19 protein-coding genes and 1 tRNA gene are annotated in these 21,220 nt (G+C 60.1%); 13 read left to right on the forward strand and 7 right to left on the reverse strand.

Going from position 1 to position 21,220, the window contains the following annotated elements; translation table 11 throughout:
* The first annotated feature begins 271 nt into the window (after nucleotides 1-271).
* Nucleotides 272-1,783 carry a 4-hydroxyphenylacetate 3-hydroxylase family protein gene (locus C4S63_RS05935; RefSeq protein WP_103916984.1) on the forward strand — a complete coding sequence of 504 codons (1,512 nt, stop codon included), beginning with the start codon at nucleotides 272-274 and terminating at the stop codon, nucleotides 1,781-1,783.
* Between the two features lie 61 nt (nucleotides 1,784-1,844).
* Nucleotides 1,845-1,920 (forward strand) — tRNA-Thr (locus C4S63_RS05940).
* A gap of 65 nt (nucleotides 1,921-1,985) precedes the next feature.
* Here the strand turns inward: C4S63_RS05940 and C4S63_RS05945 are convergent.
* Together C4S63_RS05945 and C4S63_RS05950 are read right to left on the reverse strand one after the other, a co-directional pair.
* A complete protein-coding gene (locus C4S63_RS05945) occupies nucleotides 1,986-3,050 on the reverse strand; it encodes a transporter (RefSeq protein WP_103916985.1) in 1,065 nt (354 codons plus the stop codon).
* A 97-nt stretch (nucleotides 3,051-3,147) separates the two neighbouring features.
* Nucleotides 3,148-4,167, reverse strand: coding sequence for an AraC family transcriptional regulator (locus C4S63_RS05950; protein ID WP_103916986.1), 1,020 nt, complete (start codon nucleotides 4,165-4,167; stop codon nucleotides 3,148-3,150).
* A 211-nt stretch (nucleotides 4,168-4,378) separates the two neighbouring features.
* Between C4S63_RS05950 and C4S63_RS05955 the strand changes: the two genes are divergently transcribed.
* Entirely contained in the window at nucleotides 4,379-4,810 is a 432-nt protein-coding gene (locus tag C4S63_RS05955) for an SRPBCC domain-containing protein (protein ID WP_062816225.1), read from the forward strand.
* 25 nt (nucleotides 4,811-4,835) lie between these two features.
* Entirely contained in the window at nucleotides 4,836-7,493 is a 2,658-nt protein-coding gene (locus C4S63_RS05960; protein ID WP_103916987.1) for an RND family transporter, read from the forward strand.
* A 293-nt stretch (nucleotides 7,494-7,786) separates the two neighbouring features.
* On the opposite strand, the gene C4S63_RS05965 is transcribed toward C4S63_RS05960, so the two are convergent.
* The 5 genes from C4S63_RS05965 to C4S63_RS05985 all read right to left on the reverse strand — a co-directional run bounded on the left by C4S63_RS05965 (nucleotide 7,787) and on the right by C4S63_RS05985 (nucleotide 12,954).
* Nucleotides 7,787-8,623, reverse strand: coding sequence for a hypothetical protein (locus C4S63_RS05965; RefSeq protein ID WP_103916988.1), 837 nt, complete (start codon nucleotides 8,621-8,623; stop codon nucleotides 7,787-7,789).
* Between the two features lie 76 nt (nucleotides 8,624-8,699).
* Complete coding sequence (locus C4S63_RS05970) at nucleotides 8,700-10,202, reverse strand: fumarate hydratase (RefSeq protein ID WP_103916989.1); 1,503 nt, start codon at nucleotides 10,200-10,202, stop codon at nucleotides 8,700-8,702.
* A 328-nt stretch (nucleotides 10,203-10,530) separates the two neighbouring features.
* Nucleotides 10,531-11,406 (reverse strand): alpha/beta fold hydrolase, encoded by an 876-nt coding sequence (locus C4S63_RS05975; protein ID WP_103916990.1) that lies wholly within the window; start codon nucleotides 11,404-11,406, stop codon nucleotides 10,531-10,533.
* Nucleotides 11,403-11,678, reverse strand: coding sequence for an acylphosphatase (locus C4S63_RS05980; RefSeq protein WP_103916991.1), 276 nt, complete (start codon nucleotides 11,676-11,678; stop codon nucleotides 11,403-11,405). The genes C4S63_RS05975 and C4S63_RS05980 overlap by 4 nt, the downstream gene beginning before the upstream one ends.
* The gene (locus C4S63_RS05985) at nucleotides 11,662-12,954 is read right to left on the reverse strand and encodes a YihY family inner membrane protein (RefSeq protein ID WP_062816230.1); all 1,293 of its coding nucleotides are present in this window, start codon (nucleotides 12,952-12,954) and stop codon (nucleotides 11,662-11,664) included. Before C4S63_RS05985 ends, C4S63_RS05980 begins: the two co-directional genes overlap by 17 nt.
* Before the next feature lie 77 nt (nucleotides 12,955-13,031).
* On the opposite strand from C4S63_RS05985, the gene arsC reads away from it, so the two are divergent.
* Genes arsC through C4S63_RS06030 form a run of 9 tightly spaced genes read left to right on the forward strand, consistent with a single transcriptional unit; the run spans nucleotide 13,032 to nucleotide 21,044 of the window.
* A complete protein-coding gene (arsC, locus tag C4S63_RS05990; RefSeq protein ID WP_103916992.1) occupies nucleotides 13,032-13,385 on the forward strand; it encodes an arsenate reductase (glutaredoxin) in 354 nt (117 codons plus the stop codon).
* Between the two features lie 7 nt (nucleotides 13,386-13,392).
* Nucleotides 13,393-13,986 (forward strand): NAD(P)H:quinone oxidoreductase, encoded by a 594-nt coding sequence (gene wrbA, locus C4S63_RS05995; protein ID WP_197463364.1) that lies wholly within the window; start codon nucleotides 13,393-13,395, stop codon nucleotides 13,984-13,986.
* Between the two features lie 2 nt (nucleotides 13,987-13,988).
* On the forward strand, nucleotides 13,989-14,330 hold the full coding sequence (locus tag C4S63_RS06000) for a DUF2069 domain-containing protein (protein WP_062816341.1): 342 nt from the start codon (nucleotides 13,989-13,991) through the stop codon (nucleotides 14,328-14,330).
* Nucleotides 14,320-15,000: an RDD family protein gene (locus C4S63_RS06005; protein WP_103916993.1), complete on the forward strand. Its 681-nt coding sequence runs from the start codon at nucleotides 14,320-14,322 to the stop codon at nucleotides 14,998-15,000. The genes C4S63_RS06000 and C4S63_RS06005 overlap by 11 nt, the downstream gene beginning before the upstream one ends.
* A complete protein-coding gene (locus C4S63_RS06010) occupies nucleotides 14,997-15,986 on the forward strand; it encodes a stage II sporulation protein M (RefSeq protein WP_103916994.1) in 990 nt (329 codons plus the stop codon). Before C4S63_RS06005 ends, C4S63_RS06010 begins: the two co-directional genes overlap by 4 nt.
* Nucleotides 15,967-17,469, forward strand: coding sequence for a DUF4129 domain-containing protein (locus C4S63_RS06015; RefSeq protein ID WP_103916995.1), 1,503 nt, complete (start codon nucleotides 15,967-15,969; stop codon nucleotides 17,467-17,469). The genes C4S63_RS06010 and C4S63_RS06015 overlap by 20 nt, the downstream gene beginning before the upstream one ends.
* Complete coding sequence (locus tag C4S63_RS06020; RefSeq protein ID WP_103916996.1) at nucleotides 17,462-18,769, forward strand: DUF4350 domain-containing protein; 1,308 nt, start codon at nucleotides 17,462-17,464, stop codon at nucleotides 18,767-18,769. The genes C4S63_RS06015 and C4S63_RS06020 overlap by 8 nt, the downstream gene beginning before the upstream one ends.
* Nucleotides 18,766-19,737 carry a MoxR family ATPase gene (locus tag C4S63_RS06025; protein WP_103916997.1) on the forward strand — a complete coding sequence of 324 codons (972 nt, stop codon included), beginning with the start codon at nucleotides 18,766-18,768 and terminating at the stop codon, nucleotides 19,735-19,737. Before C4S63_RS06020 ends, C4S63_RS06025 begins: the two co-directional genes overlap by 4 nt.
* Entirely contained in the window at nucleotides 19,734-21,044 is a 1,311-nt protein-coding gene (locus C4S63_RS06030) for a DUF58 domain-containing protein (protein ID WP_103916998.1), read from the forward strand. The genes C4S63_RS06025 and C4S63_RS06030 overlap by 4 nt, the downstream gene beginning before the upstream one ends.
* Nucleotides 21,045-21,220: the final 176 nt, after the last annotated feature.

Below are 21,220 nucleotides of genomic sequence, written 5' to 3' on the forward strand. Positions count from 1 at the left end.
GGCTTCCTCATTCAACAGACTTGCTTTGCCCGCGTACCTATGCGGGTTGCAACGCGTAGCACAGAGTTTCCGTCAGCACGGCGGTTATCCGCGTTTCAACTTTGAACTTTCAACTCATTAGCCCTTACCCCACAGCACCCCTGACTTGACCGCAGCGTACAGCGGCAGTTTCTGTCATTGCCTCCTGTAACACCCTGTATACCATCGGAAGTGACCCCCAAGTCACGACACCCTGGCAACTGCCAGAACAATGGAAATCACAGGAGGCAACATGAACGCCGCGACCCCTGCCCCGCGCCGCGAGGAAAGCGCCGAACAGCGCTGGAATCGCTTTTCTGTCCTGAAAACCGGTGAGGATTACCTGGCTAGCCTGCGCAACCGCGGCACCCGCCTATTCCTGTTCGGCGAGCTGATCGACGAACCCGCTGACCACCCGATCATCAAACCCAGCATCAATGCCCTGCGTGCCAGTTACGATCTGGCCATTGAGGATCCGGACTTGGCCACGGCCTGGTCACCGCTGATTGATGCTCAGGTAAACCGCTTTCTGCACATCGTGGAATCGCCGGCAGACCTGGTGAAAAAGAACAAGATGCAACGCCGCATGGGGCAGATTACCGGGACCTGTTTTCAACGTTGCACCGGCCTGGACACCATCAGCGTGCTGCATTCGATTACCTACGAGATCGACGAAAAGCATGGCACACAGTATCACCAGCGTTTCCTGGATTTTCTCGCAGAAGCGCAGCGCAAGAACATCCTCATCGCCGCCGGCATGACTGACCCCAAGGGCGATCGCAGCAAGCGCCCGGCCCAGCAGAGTGATCCGGACATGTTCATGCGCGTGACCCGTCGCACGGACAAGGGCATTTACGTGAAAGGCGTGAAAGCCCATATGACCGGTGGCTGGAATCAGCACTGGATCTGCGTCATGCCTACCATGAACCTGACTGAAGACGACCGGGATTATGCGGTGGTCGGCATGATCCCCGGCGACGCGGAAGGCATAACCTATATCTACGGCCGCCAGAGCTGCGATACCCGGGCTATGGAAGGTGGCGACATCGATCAGGGCAATGCCGAATATGGCGGCCAGGAAGTCCTGGTCTATTTCGATGACGTCTTTATTCCCCATGAGCATGTTTTCATGGACGGCGAGTACGAATTTGCCCAGGACATGGTGGCCCGTTTCACCGCCTATCACCGGGCCAGCTATGTGTGCAAAACCGGCCTGGGCGATGTGCTGGTGGGTGCCGCCGCGTCCATTGCCGAATACAACGGCCTGGAGAAAATCAGCCATATTCGCGACAAGCTGGTGGAAATGGTGCACCTGAACGAAACCATCTACTCCTCAGGCATCGCCAGCTCCCACGAGGCCAAGCAGATGCCCAGCGGCATCTTCATGAACGACGCCATGCTGTCCAACGTGTGCAAGCACAACGTGACCCGCTTTCCCTATGAAATCTCCCGACTGGCACAGGATCTGGCCGGCGGCATCATGGTCACCATGCCCAGCGAGAAAGACCTGGAAAACCAGGAAGCCGGCGACATTATCCGCCGTTTCCTGAAAGGGCGGGACGACATTCCCACCGAAGACCGCATGCGCATCCTGCGCCTGATCGAAAACATGACGCTGGGTCGTAACGCCGTCGGGTACCTCACCGAATCCATGCACGGCGCCGGGAGCCCCCAGGCACAGCGCATACAGATCCTGCGCGGCATGGATGTGGACGCCAAGAAATGGCACGCCCGCAAACTGGCCGGCATCAAGCAGGTTTCTTGACGCCGCTACTTGCCAGCCCGGGGCGTCCTGCTAAACTAGCGCCGCTCTGAATAACGGGCATGCCGGGATAGCTCAGTCGGTAGAGCAACTGATTCGTAATCAGTAGGTCCGCGGTTCGATTCCGCGTTCCGGCACCATCGAATCATAAAAAAGCCGCCTTTTAAGGCGGCTTTTTTGTTTTGGTCCATCCTGCGACAGCCTCTTATTTCCCGCCGAAGGCCTTCTGCCAACCCACCGTGAAGGTGTAGTCGGTTTCCATCTGGACACCATGCAGGGATTGGTGAACCGGGGCCTTGTATTCCAGCGCCAAACGATGGCCCTTCAGTGTGCCGTTCTTGCCCAACAGGTTCAGCCCCAAGCCGATATCCAGTCGCTGCCCACCCTTGGCGTCCGGATCGGCGGCAGGATTCATGTTGGGTGAAATGGTCAGATCTTCCGCCTGGCCATGAATGTCCGACCACCAGCTTTTGTAGGCCGCCAGAGAGACAGAGGCCCAGGGACTGACTGGCTTCGCTGCCCAGGCCGTCAGGTAACGTCGGGAACCCAGTTTGTAACCCTGATCATTCTCATCCAGTGCGATTCTGGCACTCACCTGCGCACCCCAGCTCCAGGTTTGGTATTGCTTGTTCAGGGTAATGCCCGGGCGTGCCTCGTAGCTGCCAGACCCCAACTGCATGGGATATGGCAACTGGATCTCCTTGCCCTGCATGGGCACATAGTCTTCTTCATCAATGGAGCCGGTGGGCAACCCCAACACCAGGTTCAAATGAAGACGATAGCCGTCGTGGTCGAAGAACTTGTAGAGGCCACCGATGCTGGCATCACCAATACCGGAGGTTTCGGTGTCGAACTCGTCATCCATGGTGTTCATCATCATGGTCATGCGAGTTTTGGTGGTCATCTTGTTGGTGGTATACGGCAGCATGGCCATCAGGGTGAGATTGTCCGTCGGCGCGTACATGCCCCCGAGCATGTGCATGTGCATGGTCATCTCGTCGGGCAATGCTTTCATGTTCATCATGCCCATGCCGGGAATCTCGTCGAAGGCCTCGTTGGTACTCAGGGATTCACTGCCGGACCTGGCACCACTCATCCCCATGCCCATATAACGATAGGACAGCATCCATTCGCCTTTGCCATGGGTGTGGTCCCCCATCACGGAAATCGGCGCATGGCTGTCGGCCCGACCGCCATCATAATGAGCCTGGACCTGGCCCACGCTGGCCATGGCCGTTGCCACCACGAGAAATTTCGCTGTCTTGGGCATGTGTCGCCTCCCCACTGAATAACAGAAGTGGGCAGCCTAACGATGCTGCGGGCAAAACCAATGTGGCAAAACGTCGCAGCGGTGAGGGGCGCCTGTATCAGGAGAATTGCTTGCGATATTGCCCGGGGGCACAACCCTGCCAGCGCTTGAAGGCATGGTAGAAATTGGCGGTATCGGAAAAGCCCAGCTCCATGGCCAGTGCCTGCATGTCACAGCCAGGGCCGCGCAGTGCCTGACAGGCATGCTGATGACGGACCTGGTCGCGGAGCTGGGCGAAGCGGGTGCCCTCCTCCTGAAGCCGTCGTTGAAGGGTGCGAGGGGTCATGGCGAGCGCATCGGCTACCGCTTCCATGGTCACCGTCTGGCCTCCCAGCATGATTTCCAGCTGCTTGATCACCTGACCGGAGACGCCCGCAGCCCGCGACAGACCGGACAACACCTGATCCGCGGATTTGCGCAGACGTTCATTATACTTGGGATAGGCCCGGGGCAACGGCTCGGCTAACAGACTGCCCGGAATCGTGATGGCATTGTGCTGTTGGGCGAAGTACAGCGGGCACTGGAAAAACCGCTGGTAAACCGCAACGTGTTCGGCCAGCGGCTCGTCATGGAGAAACCAGGCACTCCTTACTGGCATGTCACCCGCCAGCAAGGAGCGTCCGATGGCCACCATGGTGGCCACCACCACTTCATTATGGGTCCGGGTGGCGGTAAAGCGCAGGCTCGGATCCTTGCTGGCCACTGCCAGCATCACTTCGTCGCCGCTGGTCGTCAGAGAGAAATCCAGGTACGGAACCACCAGATCCTTGTACCGAAACAGCATGGCCAACCCCTGTTTCAGGGTGTCGGCCGTTGCCATCAGGTTACCCAGCAGATCCAGGTTGCCGTAATGATTATCGGCCCCCACCTGCAAACCGAACAAGGGATCATCGCTTTCACTGAACGCGGAATAAAGCAGTTCATCCAGCTGCAGCAGGCTGATGAACCGGTCATTGCGTCCGACAATGTCCGCATCAATACCTGCCCGTTCGAACAGGGACTGCACATCCAGACGCCCGCGCAGGGAGACTTCAAGAAGGCCGGGAAGAATGGAAGCCGGAAGCAACGTTGTGTTCATGGTGTTTCCTCGCAATCCCCAGAAACTAGGCAAAGGTATCGGGCAGGTCAACCAGCGGCCGGGGATTGGCCCGTTTGACCTACTGGAGGTTCCCTCGGACAGTGAGTACTCTAGAGAGCCCTGAATAACCCCCTCGCTAAGCGGGTCAGGGCATAGGTGTAACACCTCATTCAGCTTCCTGCTGTTACCCCAATCAACAACCGGATCGATTATGCTCAAACGCTATCTGGTCGACGAGGTCACCGACACCCGGGCCTCGCGCAAACAGGCCTTCAAATTGTTCACCGACGCAACCAACTGGCAGAACTGGTGCTCGGTGGTGCGTCATGCCCGACTGCTGAATGGCAACTGGCGCCCCGGCGCCCTGCTACTGTTCGTGGCAGACTTGCCCGGGCTGCCGCCGGCGCCGGTGGTGGTCCGGGTGATGGAATACAAGGAAAACGAGCGTATCACCTGGGGCTTGCATCTTCCCTTCGCGCGTATCACCCATCGATTCACCTTTATCGATGACGGCCAGGGTGGCTGTCGCGTCCACCAGGAAGAATGGACTGAAGGGCTGCTCACCCTGCTGGCCTGGCCCGCCGGCAAACTGATTCACCGCTTCGATACCCGCTTTGCGGCAGAATACGCTGCCATGTTCTGATTGTTGACCCTGAACGGATTCCTTCATGACGCATCGACTGTTTAATGCCTACTGCCGGGTTGTGCTGGCTCACCCGGTTTTCTGGCTGGCTCTGCTGGCGCTTATCTGTTCGGTCGCCGCCTGGCAGGCCCGGGACTTCAAGATTGATGCATCGGCGGATTCGCTGGTGCTCGAGAACGATGAGGCATTGCAGTACTACCGGAAGATTTCCAAGCGCTACGGGGGCAGTGATTTCCTGATCATCACTTACACCCCGTCCCAGGCGCCGCTGTTCCAGCGCGATACCCTGGCGCACTTGCAGGCATTGCAGAACGATCTGAAACAGGTCGACCGGGTCAGTTCGGTGTACAGCATGCTGGATGTCCCCCTGCTGTTCAGCCCCCAGGTGGAGTTCAGTGACCTGGCCAACGACTACCGGACCCTCACTGACGAGGATGTGGACCTGTCACTGGCGCAGAAGGAATTCACCGAAGAAAACCCGCTCTATGAAGATCTGCTGGTCAGCGACGACGGCAACACCACCGCCCTGCTGGTGAGCTTCGAGCGCGACGAAAAATATTACGACCTGCTTTACCGCCGTAATGAGCTGCGTGCCCAGCAACACGAGGGCGAGCTGGACGAAGACGGCGAACAGGCGCTGGAAGAGGCCTCCCAGGCCTTCAGTGACTACAGCAGTCAGATTCAGGAACGCACCGCCGGCGAGATTGATCAGGTGCGTCATATCATGGACAGCTACCGGGACGAGGCAAAACTGTTCCTCGGCGGGGTGCCCATGATCGCCACGGATCTGGTGCGCTTTATTCGTGCGGACCTGAAAATCTTCGGCATCGGCGTGCTGGCGTTCCTGATCGTTACCCTGTTCATGATTTTCCGCCGACCCCGCTGGGTAGTCGTCCCCCTGGCCTGCTGTGGTGTCACCGTGCTGACCGTGACCGGCTGGCTGGGCTGGATGGACTGGAAAGTCTCGGTGATCAGCAGTAACTACATCTCGTTACTACTGATCATCACCATGTCGATCACCATTCACCTGACCGTGCGTTTCCGGGAGCTCCATGAGGAGAACCCGGAGGCCAGCCAGAAATGGCTGATCCGGGAAACCGCCGCCCATATGATGCGGCCCATGATCTACATGATCCTCACCACCATGGTGGGCTTCTCGTCCCTGGTGATCAGTGGCATTCGCCCGGTGATCGACTTCGGCTGGATGATGACCTTTGGCCTGGGCGTGGCCCTGGTGGTCTGTTTTCTGGTTTTCCCGGCCCTGTTGGGTCCGTTGAAGGCCGGCCAACCGCAACAGGGGCGCGACTTCAGCCGCAAGTTCACCCTGGCCTTTGCCGACTTTACCGAACGGCACCGCCCTACCCTGATGGTGCTGGCCATTGTCACCGTGGTCGCCTCCCTGTGGGGGATCAGCAGATTGACGGTGGAAAACCGCTTTATCGACTACTTTCAGAAAGACACGGAAATCTATCAGGGCATGCTGCAGATTGATCGCAAGCTCGGGGGCACAACGCCGCTGGACATCGTCATCGATGCGCCCAGTAGTGACGCCCGGAGTGCGACAGCGTCATCCGGGCCTGCCACCGGCTGGGACGGTGAATCCATGGACGACAGCGCCGCAACAGATCCGTTCGCGGCGGGTGGCGATAGCGACCCGTTTGCCACTGCAGAGCCGGACCCGTTTGCCGATAGCGACCCCTTCTCCGCTGGCTCAGGCGGCGACGATCCCTTTGCAAGCGCGCCCTCTGCCGATCCGTTTGCCGAATCCCAGCAGGCCAAGCCCAATCCATTGAAAGGGGCCTACTGGTTTACCCCGGCACGTCTGGCCCAGCTGGTGGAAATCCAGAATTACCTGCAGTCCCTGCCGGAAACCGGCAAGGTGCTGTCCATCGCTACCACCTACAAGGTGGCGGAAAAACTCAACGAGGGACCGCTCAGCTATGTCCAGTTGATGCTGCTGGCCAGCTTTATTCCCGAGGACCTGCGTGATCAGCTGGTGCGTCCCTACCTGTCCGACGACGGCAACCAGGTGCGTTTCAGCGTAAGGGTGATCGATTCGGACCAGAACCTTAACCGCAACGAGCTGCTGGCCAAGATCCGCACCGACCTGGAAAGCGACTTTGGCCTGCAACCCGAGCAGGTGAATCTCACCGGCGCCATGGTGCTCTACAACAACATGCTGCAAAGCCTGTTCGATTCCCAGATCAAGACCCTGGGCTATGTGTTTGCCGCCATTCTGGTAATGCTGCTGATCCTCTTCCGCAGCCTGCCGGTGGCGCTTATCAGCATGGTGCCAAGCCTGATCTCCGCATCTCTGGTGCTGGGCCTGATGGGCTGGATTGGCCTGCCGCTGGACCTGATGACCATTACCATCACCGCCATCACCATCGGCATCGCCGTGGATGACACCATTCACTATATCCACCGCTTCCATGAGGAGCTGCCGAAAGATAATGACTACGTGGCCACCATGAAGCGCTGCCATGGTTCCATCGGCAAGGCCATGTACTACACCTCGCTGACGATCATTGCCGGCTTCTCGATCCTGGCGTTCTCCAATTTCAACCCCACGGTGTACTTCGGCCTGCTCACCGGCCTGGCCATGCTGGTCGCCCTGCTCAGCAACCTGACGCTGCTGCCGGCACTGCTGATCTCGGTGAAACCGAAGCTGCGGGCGGGATAGGAACGAGTTGCGAGAAGCGAGTCTCGAAAAGCAAACCACCCCGCCTTTCGAAACTCGCTTCTCGCGACTCGTCACTGCCTTTAATTGACCACTGACCAAATGAACAGTATATTGATTGTCCGGGCGGCCCCAGGCCTTCGTACTGTGACCCCAGGAAGACCTGATTGATCTCCGTAGCCCCAGGGATGGGGCCGGGCTCCCGGACTTATTCGATAGATCGGAAAGGCGAGATTGGGAAAGGTAAAGGGAAAGAAGGAGTGGGCCGATTCATTGGCACCATGAAACAGCCAGACTCATTGATCGTCTTGCCGGTCCGGCTGACACTGGGAACCCAGCAGATTCCGGGCAAGCACGTAGCGGTCCTGGGCGCTCTCCGCCCGGATCTCTCCCACCGACAGGTACTGCAGGGTCCAGTTATCCCAGATCCGGGTATAGCGACTTTCCAGCAGCACATCGCCACGCATCATGGTGGCCCGCTCGGCCTTCACCGTCAGCTTGTCGCCATTGCGGCGTATCTGATAGCCCTCATTGGGATATAGCACTTCCAGACAGGCCAGAAAGCGCTTCAGGGTCATGTCCGAGGGGGACCCTACCGTGAACGCCAGTGGCAGGTTGGGCACCTCCAGCATGAGGTTATGAATATTGGCCCCGTCCAGCCTCTCCAACCGCTGATTCTGTGCCTTCTCCTGTTCCTCTTCGGCATTTCGCAGGGTTTCCGCCATTTGCTGGGCCTGACGCATGTCCTCACGGATCTGGCGGCGCCGTTGGGCCTGTTGCCGCTGCGCTTCCTTGCGGTCCAGTAGCGCCTGCCAGGCGATCTCCACTTCCTGATCCACCTGTCGGGCATATTCTCGGGCCTTGCGGGCCTGGGCAATGCGTTCTTTACACTCCTCATGCCATACCGCCCCCTGCTGCTGTCTCAGGTAACGGCCGTCGATATAGAGCTGATAGAGAGAAAGGCACGCTCCTGTCCGGGCACCCAGTGCGTCGATCTCATCGTAGTCGAGACCATCCACCAGGGTCGGGGCACGGGTCCAGCCCAGCCAGTTGGCCGTGGCCGGCACCAGGGAACTGCAACCGCTGACCGCGGCTGCCAGACACCCAATGAGAATAGCCGGAACAATACGCAAAACAGAACGTCGCCTGTGGCATCGGGACAGAAAGAAAGGGGGTAGCCAGACTACCCCCTCCGAGACATGCAGAACCTTAACGTGCAGCGATCTTTTCTTTCCAGATCACCGGTCCCGTCTTGTGAACGGATTCGCCCTTGGAGTCCACTGCCACGGTCACCGGCATGTCTTCCACCTCGAACTCGTAGATGGCTTCCATACCCAGATCTTCAAAAGCCGCTACGCGTGACTTGCGAATAGCCTTGGACACCAGATAGGCGGCGCCGCCCACGGCCATCAGATACACCGCCTTGTTGTCCTTGATGGCCTCGATAGCGGTATCGCCACGCTCGGCCTTGCCGACCATGCCGATCAGCCCCGTTTCTTCCAGCATGGTGCGGGTGAACTTGTCCATCCGGGTGGCTGTGGTCGGGCCAGCGGGGCCAACCACCTCATCGCCCACCGGATCCACCGGACCCACGTAGTAGATAAATCGGTTGGTGAAGTCCACCGGCAGTTTTTCGCCCTTGGAAATCATGTCTACCATGCGCTTGTGGGCCGCATCACGGCCGGTGAGCAGCTTGCCGGACAGTAGCAGGGTGTCACCGGGCTGCCAGGTCTGCACTTCTTCCGGGGTCACGGTATCCAGATTGACGCGCTTGGCGCCCTCATCATTGCCCCAGGCAATCTCCGGCCATTCTTCCAGATCCGGCGCTTTCAGGTCCGCTGGCCCCGTGCCGTCCAGGGTAAAATGGGCATGGCGGGTGGCAGCACAATTGGGAATGATGGCCACCGGCTTGTTGGCCGCGTGGGTGGGATAATCGGCCACTTTCACGTCCAGGACGGTGGTCAGGCCGCCCAGACCCTGGGCACCGATGCCCAATGCATTGACCTTTTCGAACAGTTCCAGACGCAGCTCCTCAGAGCGGTTCTGCGGGCCACGGGCCTGCAACTCGTGAATATCGATGGGGTCCATCAGCGATTCCTTGGCCAGCAGCATGGCCTTCTCAGCGGTACCGCCAATGCCGATGCCCAGCATGCCCGGCGGGCACCACCCGGCCCCCATCTTGGGAACCTGCTCCAGCACCCAGTCAACCACGGAATCAGAAGGGTTGAGCATGGCAAACTTGGACTTGGCTTCGGAACCGCCGCCCTTGGCCGCCACGTCAATCTCCAGCTTGTCACCGGGCACGATGGAATAGTTGATCACTGCCGGGGTGTTGTCCTTGGTGTTGGCCCGCTTGCCGTCCGGGTCCGCCAGCACCGAAGCGCGCAGGACGTTTTCCGGATGGTTGTAGGCCCGGCGTACACCTTCGTTGATCATGTCATCCAGGCTCATGTCGCCTTCAAAAGTGACATTCATGCCCACCTTGGCGAATACGGTCACGATACCGGTGTCCTGGCAAATAGGCCGACGGCCCATGGCAGACATGCGGGAATTGACCAGGATCTGCGCCATGGCGTCCTTGGCAGCCCTGCTCTCTTCCTTCTCGTAGGCTTCGGTGACGGCACGAATGAAATCCACCGGATGGTAGTAAGAGATGTACTGCAAGGCATCAGCCACGCTCTGGATCAGGTCATCCTGGCGAATCACCGTCATGGGATTACTCCTGCTGGGACAATTTGGGGGCGCGTAGTATAGCGCAGAGTGTGAAGCCTGAGAATTTTACCTAGACGCCCCTACCAAAGGCACCCGTAGGAGCACCTCTTGAGGTGCGAACCGCGCTTGCGCGGAAATCACCCGCAGGGCGATCAGGAATCGCAGAACTCGACAGGCTCCAGAAAGAATGACGGACAATCGTCCTTATTGCCTCGCGCCGCTCGGTTCGCGCCTCGACAGGCGCTCCTACAGCGGCTTCGTAGAAATGCCAAGGTCTTGGGGACTTTCCACCCTGTCCCCATCCAACGAGCGTAGCTCGTAGCTCATCTCAGTCGCAGCGGGTATTGTTGAGCAAACGCAGCAGATGATCGTTGATCACTTCCGGCTGCTCCAGATGCAGGAAATGCCCGGCATTGGCAATCTGCTGCAACTCCACGCCGCCGCTGAAGTCAGTGTCCACCAGAGTATGTTCGAGCAGTTTGGGACTCATGCAGCCGTCATTTTCGCCGATCAGAATCTGGGTGGGCGTGGCGATATCCTGCCCCAGCCAGGTCAGGGCCTTACGCTGCTCCTTCTTCCACAGCTTGAACATGGCCCGATACCAGGCCAGCGCTGCACTGATCACCCCCGGCTCCGCCAACGTGTGCTTGGCATTGTCCAGGTAGAGCCCCGGGTCCCAGTCCGGCGACCAACGCCGCCAGAGGGTTTCCACACCACTCAGATCGCCGCGCTTGAGCCAGGCCTCCGGGGCCATCGGCAACTGGAAAAACTGCATGTAGCCACTGAGCAGCACCTGTTCGGGAACCTTGAGCAGTGCCTGGGGAATCCGGCGCAGGGGCGGTATGGCCAGAGCACTGAAAGAGCAGAAGGTTTCCGGGGACTGGGCGCACGCCAGGTAGCCCACCGCCGCCCCCCAGTCATGACCGATCAGGTGCACACGGCCACCCAGCTGAGCGGCAAACACCATCAGGTCGTCCACTGCGGCATACAGAGAATAATCGCCGCTTCCGGACTGGCAGCCCGGGGCATAGCCGCGCAACGCTGGCGCAATGGCGGTATAACCTGCCTCCGCCAGCGCATTGATTTGCACCGCCCAGTTTTCATGGGTATCCGGAAACCCATGCAACAAAATCACGGGCTCGCCACTGCCGGCCATCAGCGCCGGAAAACGCAAGTCACCGTTTACCAGTTCAACTTGTTTCATCGAGTTACCTCAAAGTGCCGGGTCAGCGGCGCCTCTGAATCCCGGGTGATTACCTCTTCCACCCGGGCCATGGCCGGCCCCTGGCGCATAGCGTCCAGCATCGCCGATACCGCATCCGGCGGGCCGTGCAGGATGGCTTCCACACGACCGTCATCACAATTACGTACCCAACCGGCAAGATCTCGCAGGCTGGCTTGGTGTTGGGTCCAGGCCCGGTAGCCTACCCCTTGAACCCTGCCGCTCACCAGTACATGTTTAGTGATCGCCATCATTGCTCTCCCCAATCTCCTCGTCGGTAATACTGTCACGACGGTGAAAGAGTGTATCCAGCGGCATATCCAGCGGCGCCATCATACCGTCACGGGCCTGATCCATCTTTTCCTTCAATACCTGCTCCCAGGCGGATTCATCATTGCCCAGGCGCACCCGAAGCTGGGTATGGGCCGGCCACGGCAGCATAGCTACCAGCTGTCCCAGTGTCAGGTTGCGCAGATCCCGGGATAGCATATAACCGCCCTCGTCCGTGCGCCGTATCAGCTTGGCGTCCATCAATAAGTTGCGAAACTCATCCCACTGACTGACTCCGCAATCGCGCATCACCTGACGCACTTCCTTGCTGCGCAGCACCTTGCCCTGTTGCTGACGTAGCCAGAAAGCATGCAGTAAACGCATCAGCGCATGCATTCTCGGCACCCGACGTCGATGCTCCTGGAATACCACCAGGGCCCGAACCAGCTCCGCGCCACCGAGCACAATGATCCAGGAAATGTACACCCACAGAAGAAACAGCGGCACCGCCGCAAACGCCCCGTACACCACTTCATAGCTGGGGGCCTGGCGGATAAAAAAGGCAAAACCGCTTTTTGCCAGTTCAAACAGCAATGCTGCAGAGGCCGCACCCAGCATGCCCTGACGCAAAGGGACATTGGTGTTGGGAACCACCGTGTATAGCAACGTCAGCATGGCCGTGGTGAAGAGGAAAGGCAGCAACGACAACCACAGCCTGACCCCACCCAGATAGTGCACGGTGTCACTGAAAATAGCCTGGGAGGTGAGATAGGACGAGATCGCCAGCCCCGCACCCAGACAGATCGGCCCCAGTGACAACACCGCCCAGTACATCATCAGACTGGTAAGCCCCTTACGGGCAGTGCGCACCTTCCAGATTCGATTCACGGTCTGTTCGATGGTCCGCAGCATCAATACCGAGGTGATGATCAGAATAATCACCCCCGGGCCGGTCAGATTGGTGGCCTGGCGGGCAAACGACTGCAGGTGCTCCAACAGCATATTGCCCGCCGACGGCACAAAGTATTCAAACGCCCATTGCTGGAGCTGAATCCCCTTGCCCTTCAGTGCAGGCACCGAGGCCAGTACCGAAAAGCTCACGGTCATCACCGGCACGATGGCAAAGAGCGTCGTGTAAGTCAGTGCGGCAGCGCTTTCCCGACAGCCATCTTCCTTGAACTGACGCACCAGCAAGGCAAAAAAGGCACGAATGGAATCCAGCCTGGCGCGGACCGGAATGACCTCTTCATCAGTTTCCATGCTATCGGCATCCTCTCCTTGCCAGCGGATTCAAGCGCCTTACAATGACACCCTCATCCACAGAATATGCAAAACTCATGACGGACTACACCCTCTTCCATAATCCACGCTGCTCGAAATCCCGCCAGACGCTGGCATTGCTGGAAGACAACGGCATCCAGCCCACTATCGTAAAGTATCTGGACGACACCCCGGACGCCGCCACGTTGAAAACTCTGGTCAAGAAACTCGGCTTACCCAGCGCCCATGATCTGGTGCGTAACAAGGAAGCCGACTATAAAACGGCCGGCTTGTCCGCGGAAAGCAACGACGATGAGGTCATTGCTGCCATGGTGCAGTACCCGAAACTGATTGAGCGTCCCATCCTGGTACGGGGCAACAAGGCGGTACTGGGGCGTCCCCCGGAAAACGCCCTTAACCTGCTGGACTGACACCATCATGACGGATTATGTATTGGTGCTTTACTACAGCCGCAACGGCAGCGTAGCCAACCTGGCGCAACAGGTTGCCCGTGGTATCGAAAGCACCGGCATGGAGGCGCGACTGCGCACGGTACCGGCAGTCTCCGCCAACAGTGAAGCCAGTGAACCCGCCGTACCCGAACAGGGGGCTCCCTACGCCAGCCTGGATGACCTGGCCGGATGCAGTGGTCTGGCGCTGGGATCCCCCACCCGCTTCGGCAATATGGCGGCACCCTTGAAATACTTTGTCGACCAGACCAGCGATCTGTGGATGAAAGGCACCCTGATCGGCAAACCCGCCGGCGTATTCAGTTCCACCAGTAGTCTGCATGGTGGCCAGGAAAGTACCCTGCTATCCATGATGACCCCGCTGCTGCATCACGGCATGGTCATAACCGGGGTGCCCTATTCCGAACAGGCGCTGCTGGATACCCGCAGTGGCGGCACTCCCTACGGTCCTACCCACGTTGCCGGTATCGATGCGGACCCGTCGCTGACCGATCATGAAATCTCCCTGGCACGGGCGCTGGGCAAACGCCTGGCGACCCTGGCCCGCCAACTCAAGGCCTGACAATGAATCTTCTGCTTCTGCGTATCAGCTACGCACTCTTGCTGTTTGTGGGCATCACCGGGCTGTTCAGCCTGGCGCCGCCGGATGTCCATCCTCTTTCCAGCATCATCTTTGCGGCGATTCTCTACGCGCCGCTGGTGCTGATGCTGCCGGCCGTGATCAGTGGCAACAAGCGCCAGGCCACCTGGTTGTGCTTTATTCTGCTGTTCTATTTCTGCGGCTATGCTGTCCAGCTACTGGATCCGCCGCCGGTGCGCACCCTGGCCATCGCCAAGACCTCGCTGACGGTGATGCTGTTTGTATTCTCTGCCCTGCAGATTCGCCAGGGGCAAAATGCTGATTGACGAACGGTATGAGGTGGAGACACCGGAAGGGGCCATGCTCAGCCTGTCCCTGGCGGGCCCGGTAACCCGGGCCATGGCCTACGGTATCGACCTCCTCCTTCGTTTGCTGATTTTCGCGGTCCTGGCGTTTGTGCTGGGCATGCTTGGCAAAATGGGCATTGGCCTGCTGCTGATTATCGGCTTTGCCCTGGAATGGTTTTACCCCACCCTGTTCGAGGCGTTGCGTCATGGCCAGACCCCGGGCAAGAAAGCCATGGGCATTGCCGTGGTCCACGCCAACGGGAGTCCACTCAGTTTTAACGGCAGTCTGATCCGGAATCTGCTGCGCACTGCAGATGCTTTCCCGCTATTTTATCTGCTCGGTTTTATCACCACCCTGATCAGTCCGCGCTATCAGCGCCTGGGGGACATGGCGGCCAACACCCTGGTCGTCCATATCGAGCAAACCGGGACCACCCGCAAGCAACACAGCGGCCCGGCCAATCCGCCGGACTGGCCACTCAGCGCCCAGGACCAGCTGGCTCTGCTGGCCTTCCACGAACGCCAGGATCAATTCTCCGAAGCCCGCCAGCAGGAGTTGGCGCAACTGGCTTTCCCGGAACTGAACCCGTCCCAGGCATTGCAACGCCTGCGAGCCGTAACCCGTTACTTGCTTGAGGGGGCACGGTGAAACAGGCTCGCTTCGAACAACAGTACCGACCTCTATGGGAGTCGCTGGAACAGCAATTGGAGCAACTGGAAGCGCTGCGGGTGTCGCGCAAGAAACGCCTGCCACTGGACCGCTTCGTGGCGGATTACCGCCAGCTGTGCCATCAACTGGCGCTGGCCCGGGAGCGCGCCTACAGTCTGGAACTTCAGCAATACCTGAACAATCTGGTGCTGCGCGCCCACCGCCAGCTGTACCGCTACAACCCGCCCCTGGCGGATCGTATTGGCGCATTCTTTGCCCATGGCTTTCCCGCCGCCGTGCGACGGCAATGGAAGTGGCACCTGGTCAGCGCCCTCAGCTTCGTTCTGTCCATCGCCCTCGCCTGGATTCTGGTGCAGCAGCAACCGGAGATGATCTACACCGTAGTAGACGAAGCCATGCTCTCGGATCTGGAGCTCATGTATCAGCCGGAGGATTCGGGCAGCAGCGACATCCATGCCGGGCGAGAGGGCGAGGATGATGTGCTGATGTTCGGTTACTACATCAAGAACAACATCGGCATTGCCTTTCGTACCTTTGCCGGCGGTCTGCTGCTGGGCGTGGGTGCCATCTTTGTCATGCTGTTCAACGGCAGTTTCTTTGGCGCCATCGCCGGCCACCTGATCAACACCGGCGGCCATGAGGCCTTCTTTACCTTCGTCATCGCCCATGGGGCCCCGGAACTCACCGCCATCGTGCTGGCCGGCGGCGCCGGCTTGCGACTGGGCTGGTCGATTATTGCACCGGGACAATGGTCACGGCTGGATGCCCTGCGCCTGGCAGCACGGGATGCCTTGCCGACCATGTACGGGGTCTTCGCTCTGTTGCTGCTGGCCGCTTTCATCGAGGCGTTCTGGTCGCCCAGAGACTTCGACGCCACCATAAAATACAGCGTCGGTGCGGCCTGCTGGGCTCTGCTTTATCTCTATCTTTTCTTCGGGGGACGTAATGGAACTCGAGAAAGCTAGCGCCCGCCTGGCACCACGTAGCCCCTGGCAGGCGGTGGACCTGGGCACAAAACTGTATCGGCAATGGGCCGCCCCCGTGCTATGGGTATGGTTGGCATTCACGCTGGTCCCTTTCGGACTAATGCTTGGCTGGTCGCTGCTGGCAGAAACCCTGTGGCCGCTGTTCCTGTTCTGGTGGCTCAAACCCCTCTGGGAGCGACCGGTGCTGGCCTGGTACAGCCATGCCCTGTTTGCGGAAACCCTCACGCTCAAGCAACTGTTCCAGCGTTGGCGCCAGTACGCCCTGCCCGGCCTGGCCAGCCAGCTCACCTGGCGCCGTTTCAGCCCGGCACGCAGTTTCAACACCTGCGTCTGGCAACTGGAGGGCGCCAAGGGAGAACAACTCAGCCAGCGTTTGCGGGCACTGAACAGCTACCCCTCCAACCGGGCCGGCATCATGACCATCGTGGTGCTGCATCTGGAGCAGTTCATGGCCATGGGGCTGATGGTACTGCTTTACACCCTGGTGCCCTGGCAATTCAGCCTGGAATGGAGTGACTGGTTCTACGATCAAGGTGCCCTGCAGATGGCCATTGCCAGCGCTACTCTGTACCTGGTCATGTGTGTCACCGAACCACTCTATGTGGCCTGTGGCTTTGCCCTCTATCTGAACAAGCGCACCTGGCTGGAAGGCTGGGACCTGCAACTGGGCCTGACCCGGTTGGGCCGCCACCGGGCAAGCCGCACCGGTTCCACCCTGCTAATGCTGCTGGCCCTGTTGCTGCCCTTGCCTGAACCGGTAACGGCACAACCTTCCCCCCGCAATAATGAAGAGCAACAGCAGGTCATCGAACTACTGGCCGGCCCGGACTACATGCCCTTCGAAGAACGCACCGAACGGCAATGGAAAGATCGAGACGACGACAGCGATAGCTGGCTGGAAAAATTCTGGAAACACTTCTTCGATAACCTGGACGATGATGAGCAACAGGAACCCTCCGACAGCCCCTTTGATATCCCAGATGCGGTGCTATGGATACTGTTCTGGGGTGTCTTCGCCGGGCTGGCGATCTGGCTGCTGATCAAGGTCATGGATCAGCTGGGGCTGGGGAGCCGCAATCGGGATAGCACCCCGGTGATTCCTACCCATGTGGCCGGCATGGATATTCGCCGCCAGAGCCTGCCGAAGAACCTGCGCGACGCCACGGAACAAGCGCTCGGTGCCAACGACATTCGCCTGGCCCTGTCGCTGATGTTGCGCAGTGCCCTGGCCGAGCTGCTGCGCCGCTATCCGGTGGCACTGGCCGCCGGCAGCACCGAACAGCAATGCCTGCGCAACCTCCAGGCCGCCCATGGTGAACCCTTGCCGATTCTCTATCTGCAACGCCTGATCCAGGCCTGGATCAGCACGGCCTGGGCCCATCGTCCGGTGGACGCCGAGACGGTGCGCACCCTGCTGGCTGACTGGGAGCAAATCAGCGCAGAGGAGGCCGCCAATGCGTAAAAAGCTTCCCTGGCTTGGCACCCTGCTCGTAGTGGCGCTTACGATCGCTTATTACGCACTGACCGAGCCGGTCACCGTGATCCAGAGAGCGGCGCCGGACAGCGCCATTCAACGCAATCCCTACAGCGCTGCCCAGGACTGGCTGACACAGCGAGGCCAGCCCAGCACACGCATACTGAGTGCCGCAGCCCTGTTCCCGTTGCCGGAAGAAGACACCACCCTGATCATCGACAAACAGCGCGGCTTGCTCAATACCGGTCAGGTCCGCTCACTGTTGCAATGGGTGGAAGCTGGCGGTGAACTGATCGTCGAAGCACGCCCATTGCCAAAATCCCGGGATGAAGATACCGCCACCGAGAGGGAGTGGCAGGACAACGATCCCCTCCTCTTCAGCCTGGGAATCACGGTCTGGAAAAGTGAACAGGAAACCGTCGACGAAGCGCTGGACCCGTTTTTCGAATTGCTGGATGCGCTACCGGCCTTTGCCGGTAATCCCCTGCAATACTGCCTGCTGACCGATAACGACGAACTGCGGGAAACCTGCGAAGCACTGGCCTGCGAGGCGCCCCCACAACCGGAGCCACTGCTGCTGCATGCCGGTGATGATCAACCCTCCCGACGCATCCAGCTGCATAGCCAGCATGTACTCTGGCACGACAGCTGGAACGAGGAAGACACCCCGGCAGAGTTTCTCCCCGAGTGGCCGGTGGAGGTCTCCGCCTATGCGGACAATGATTACGGCAGCCAACTGGTCCAGTTATCCCTGGGCGACGGCCAGATCACCGTGCTCACCGACCTGGGACTATGGAATAACCAGAATCTGCATTATTTCGACCATGCCTGGCTGCTGGCCTGGCTCACCGGCGATCAGCCGGTATGGTTCGTGCGCTCCGTGGCCATGCCCCCCCTACTGCAATGGTTATGGCTTCGCGCCCCGGAACTGGGAACCGCCTTGCTGTTACTGCTAGGCCTGTGGTTGTGGTCACGGATTCCCCGCCGCGGCCCGATTCAGCCCGTGGCCGAAGACAACCATCGGGATTACCTGCAGCATCTACACGCCAGTGGTTATTTCCAGTGGCGCACCGAACAGCAGGACACCCTGCTCACCGCCTTGCGCCAGCAGGCACAAGCCCGACTCAACCGTTACCATCACCAGCGCCAGCAGGCCCTGGAACGCGCCGCCGCGCATCTGAAGGTCACCGTGGCACAACTGGACCATGCACTGACACAGCCACCGGCAAACCGCGACCAGCTCACCCAGCAAGTAAGCCTGCTGCAGGCTCTAAGGAGTGAAACATGACACAGCCCACCACCCTGGCCGATGCCACCCGCCTGGCCCAGGATATTGAACACCATCTCAATCAGGTGCTGATCGGTCAGCGTCAGGTGGTTCGTGAAGTGCTGATTGCCCTGGTATCCGGCGGCCATGTGCTGATTGAAGGGGTGCCCGGGCTCGGCAAAACCCTGCTGGTGCGCAGCCTGGGCAAGGCGCTGGAACTGGACTTCAACCGTATCCAGTTCACCCCGGACCTGATGCCCACGGACGTCACCGGCCATGCCATGTACGACCAGAAAAGCGAGCAATTCCGCATTCGCCGCGGCCCCGCCTTTACGCAACTGCTGCTGGCCGATGAAATCAACCGGGCCCCGGCCAAGACGCAGGCGGCGCTTCTGGAAGTCATGCAGGAGCGGCAGATCACCATCGAGGGCAAGGCGTTCACCCTGAATGAGCCCTACATGGTGCTGGCCACCCAAAACCCGCTGGACCAGGAAGGCACCTACCCGCTGCCGGAAGCGGAACTGGATCGCTTCCTGTTCAAGGTGCTGATCGACTACCCGGATCATGCGGACGAAACCCGCCTGGTGAACATGGTGCTGGACGGCACCATCCGCGCCAGCCTGGATGTGGAAAGCCTGACTCCCGTCACCGATGCCGCCGGTCTGAAAGCCATGAAGACCCTGAGCGACGGCGTGCTGATTGATGACGAGGTGCTCGACTATGCCCTGCGCATCGTTCGCGCCACCCGGGACTTCAGCGGTTTGAGTCACGGCGCCAGCCCCCGCGCCAGCATCGCCCTGGCCCGGGCCAGCCGGGTGCAGGCCCTGTTCGAGGGCCGAGACTTCGTCACCCCGGACGATGTACAGCAGGTGGCCCGCCCGGTACTGCGGCACCGTATCCAGCTCAGCGCCGATGCGGAAATCGAAGGCCAGACTCCGGAAACCGCCCTGGGTCGACTGCTGGAACAGGTGGAAGCGCCGAAGCAATGAAGCCTGCGCCGCGTCTTCTCCTGCTCGCCGGCCTGTGGGCGCTACTGTCTCTGCCGTTGCTGGTCATACCCGGCATGCTGGCCGTGGCCCTGTGGTGGGCCCTGGGCGGCTTGGCCCTGGTGATTGCGCTGCTGGATCTGTGGCACGCCCGCCGCCTGCCCGCCCCGCAGGCGCACCGGGAACTACCCACTGCCCTGTCGGTGCAACAGCCGCACCCGGTACGAGTCCGGGTTTCCTCGGCAAGCCTGCCAGACAGCGTGGAGCTGGCCGACCAGCACCCCGGTGATGATCCCCACACCGGCCTGCCGGCCACCCTGACGCGCGCAAAAGAAGAACTGACCGAGCTGACCTATCATTACCGGCCCAGCCGCCGCGGCCCGGTACAGTTCGGCGATCTGGTGTTCTGGTTCCCCAGCCGCCTGAAGCTGTGGCAGGTACGCAAGGTGTGCGACGCCGCCTGCACCGTGCCGGTTTACCCGGACTTTTCCCGGCTCAGCCACAGCGGACTGGATGCCAGCCATGCCCACCTGCTCACCGGCACCCGCCTGCAACCACGCCGCGGCGAAGGCATGGAGTTTCACCAGCTACGCGAATACCACCCGGGTGACAGCCTGCGGCAAATCGACTGGAAGGCCACCGCCCGACGGCGCAGCCTGATCAGCCGGGAATACCAGGATGAACAGAATCAACAGGTGCTGATAATGCTGGATGGCGGCCGCCGTCTGGGCATGCCGGTGGGCTCACTGACCGGTTTCGATCACGCCCTTAACGCCGCACTGCTGCTCGCCTGGAGCGCCCTGAAGCAAAAGGACAAGGCCGGGGCAATGCTCTTTTCCGGTGACCAGCCACGCTGGCTACCGCCGGTGCAGGGCCAGCAGGGTATCAACCACCTGCTCAACGGACTCTACGATCTGCACCCCAGCCAGCATGCCAGCGACTTCAGCCTGGCCGCCCGGCAACTGGTCCGCCGCAGCCGCCGGCGAGCCCTGGTGGTTCTGGTTACCCGCCTGCAGCAGGAAGATCTGGATGACTTGATAAGCGCCGTGTCGCTGCTGCGTCGCCACCATCTGGTGCTGATTGCCGACATGCTGCTGCCGGAGCAGGAACAACTGTCACGGCAACCGGTGGGCCATGATTTTGATCAGGCCCTGCAAGTCTGTGCCGACGCTCAGGAACAACAGGCCCGCCACGACCTGCATACCCGCCTGCGTCATGCCGGCGCCCTGGTCACGGCAACCACCCCGCAGCACATGCCGGCGCAGCTCAACAACCTTTACCTGATGCTGAAACGCAGCGGACGCTTATAGATCCAATCCCGCCCCGCCGTAGGAGCGTCGCTGGCGGCGCGATCAAAACAGTTGCGAGGTACGAGAAGCGAGTTTCGAAAGGCACAACACAATAAGGTTGGCGGCTTTTCGGAACTCGCTTCTCGCTACTCGAAACTGGTTTACATCATGAGCGCGGCCTTTTCCGTTGCAGCACC

The organism is Alcanivorax sp. DSM 26293, from assembly GCF_900107995.1.
Lineage (GTDB): Bacteria > Pseudomonadota > Gammaproteobacteria > Pseudomonadales > Alcanivoracaceae > Alcanivorax.